Raw genomic sequence first — 2,513 nt, forward strand, 5'->3', positions numbered from 1 at the left:
CCTAGAGAAACGCCTCTCAGGCGCCCTCACCCATGTCCGCGCAGGTCAGACCCCAGATTCGTGACTCTAGGACGCTGAATTACGCGGAACGCAGGACCCAGCCCCCACCAAAAAGCCCCGCCCGCAAAGAACTCACAGCCCGGGGGCCCAGAAGGCGGCCCCTTACTTCTTCTTGCCCTGGGCCTTGCCGGGGATCTTGGTGAGCTGCGGCCCAGGGACGGCCCAGCTTTGCCGCTGTCGACTGACGGCCGGCACGCTCGATACGGCTCGTCTGAACATCAGCCGACGACAGTCAGCCAAGCTGGCGGGCGCGCCGACCGATCATGCACACGTGTGCCTCACCGCACCCCCGCCGTCCTCAGCCACGCTGCCATGCCGTCGACCAGTGCACGCCACGACGACCGGCCCGCGATGACGATGCCTGAGCCCTCAGATTAGGAAGCGACGGCGCTCGACTGGTCCCTACGTCTTTGACCTGCGCAGATGAAATTTGCTCGGCGGTCGTGCGGGCCAGATCGCGCCGCTGTTGACCGTGGTTGTCCGCTCTTACGGGCACGGGGCGCGAAGACTGGTGGGCAGAGTGCGCTCTCGGACGGGCACGGTGTCGAGCCGGACTCGGTCGGACGTCCAGTCGGGGAACGCTTTTCGCGTGCACAGAGACTGCTGCCGCGTGGTTGTCAGTGGCCGGCCTTAGTGTGCCCGCGTGACGACATTTCGATCCGGCTTCACGCTCTGGCAACTGGTCCAGACGGCACGGGAACTGACTGAGGACGCGCGCGTCCGGGAGCGCGTCGACGCGGTGTTGCACATCATGGGTGGCCTCGGTGGGACGTACGGCAAGGGCAGGCCGCTGGTGAACGCCTTGGAGGACGTGGCCCAAGAGGCCATCCTCCAGGGCGACTTCGCATTCGCCCAGCGCTTTCAGCGCTTCGCCGCCTATGCCGGAGGCGAACTGTTCCTTGACATCCTTGAGAACTACTACGATGACAAGGCCCGACAGCGCAGCGAGAAACACATGCGCAGGCTGGCCGCACTGGGTGCGGACAGGGCGGTCGCCGCCCTTGACGTCCTGTGCCGCGACAAGCCCGGTGCAAGCGCCGCCGACGCCCGTGACCTCTTTCGCGGCATAGCCCAGTCCGTCGACTACCTGGGCCTCGGGGACGGCGAGGGCGGGATCCGGCTCTCCACCAAGGAGGCGAGGCAACTCCAGGAATACGGACACATGGAGATGGTCCTCCGCAACCTGCCCCGGCCCGCCTCCGCCGAGGCTGCCCGGATGATGAGCGACGTCCTGGCCGATGTCGACGCCGGCATGCTGGCCCAGTTGCTCGAACTGCGGGCCAGGCAGGTCGGCCTGGCGGCCCTGCGTACCGCGGTGGAGGACCCGGACAGCTCCGAGAGTGCCCTCCATGGCTGTCTGAAGAACCAGGAATGGATCTTCGGCGGGGCCTACGTGGCCGAGCTGGCACGCCGGCAGTACACCCCGGACGCCATCCTCGACATCCCGCTCCTGCGCGGCGACGGCTCCCTGCACGTGGTGGAGCTCAAGCGCGCCAACATCAAGGACCTGGTCATACGACGCTCCGGCCACCTCATGTTGGGTGCCCCGGCGCACCGCGCGGTCTCCCAGGCGCAGAACTACCTCCGGGCCATGGACGAGAACCGCCCGAGCATCCTGACCGAGCACGGAGTCGACACCCGCCGGGCGTCGGCGACGGTCGTGATCGGACACCCGCAGTACGTGACCGGGGACGTCACCTCCCAGGAGATCGCGGAGACGCTGCGAACCTACAACACACACCAGGCGCGCATAGAAGTGATCACATACGAGACCCTGCTGGATTCAGCCTCCCGCATGCTGGCTCTGTCATCGGCACGGCAGGACGCAGACCCCGACCCGGACGAGGAGTCCGCTGCATGACCGACACACCACCCGCGATCGAACCGCTCCTGGCCCGCTTGTGCGGCGGTGAGATCACAGACAAGGACTACGTCGGGTACTTCATGAACGAGTACGGAGAGGAACTAGTGTTCGCCCAGCGTCGGGGCGAGAAAACCGCTCGGCTCTGGCACAGCGACGCGGACTGGAAGATGTTCCTCGTCGGTGACCACTCGATTCGGCTCGACGGCCTGATGGACGGGATGATCACCGTTGCGGACCTGATCATCAACCGCGAGGAGGCGACATGGCTGTCCTCCTGCCTCGCCGCTTCCCGCCATCTACGGCAGGGACGGACCTGACCACGCACCGTGCTGAGGCCTCAACGGACGGGCCTGGCTCAGGCGAGGCGGCCAGGCCCCTGCACATGAGCCCTGCTCTGCCCAGGCTGTACTCAGGTTGAACTCGCGGAGTCCGGCGGTCTGATCGCGCCGTCGTCCATGGTCAGACCGGTGGGCGGGAGGCAGCCGTCGACCAGATGAGGCCGGTACTGGATCTTCTTCAGTTTCCGCTTGATCACGCGTGTGAGGTGCGTGAGGTCGGCGGCGGCGAAGTCGGCCAGGTGTCGCTTGAG

2 protein-coding genes and 1 pseudogene are annotated in these 2,513 nt (G+C 66.5%); 2 read left to right on the top strand and 1 reads right to left on the bottom strand.

The annotated features are described in order from the left end of the window. Positions 1–703: 703 nt before the first annotated feature. Positions 704–1,921, top strand: coding sequence for a Shedu anti-phage system protein SduA domain-containing protein (locus tag ACIRFL_RS43715; protein ID WP_404041318.1), 1,218 nt, complete (start codon positions 704–706; stop codon positions 1,919–1,921). Beyond that, positions 1,918–2,241: a hypothetical protein gene (locus ACIRFL_RS43720; protein WP_404041321.1), complete on the top strand. Its 324-nt coding sequence runs from the start codon at positions 1,918–1,920 to the stop codon at positions 2,239–2,241. The genes ACIRFL_RS43715 and ACIRFL_RS43720 overlap by 4 nt, the downstream gene beginning before the upstream one ends. Before the next feature lie 92 nt (positions 2,242–2,333). Here ACIRFL_RS43720 and ACIRFL_RS43725 read toward each other — a convergent pair. After that, positions 2,334–2,513: pseudogene (locus ACIRFL_RS43725) on the bottom strand (DDE endonuclease); the annotation flags it as partial.

It is taken from the genome of Streptomyces sp. NPDC102462 (assembly GCF_044765425.1).
Taxonomy (GTDB): domain Bacteria; phylum Actinomycetota; class Actinomycetes; order Streptomycetales; family Streptomycetaceae; genus Streptomyces.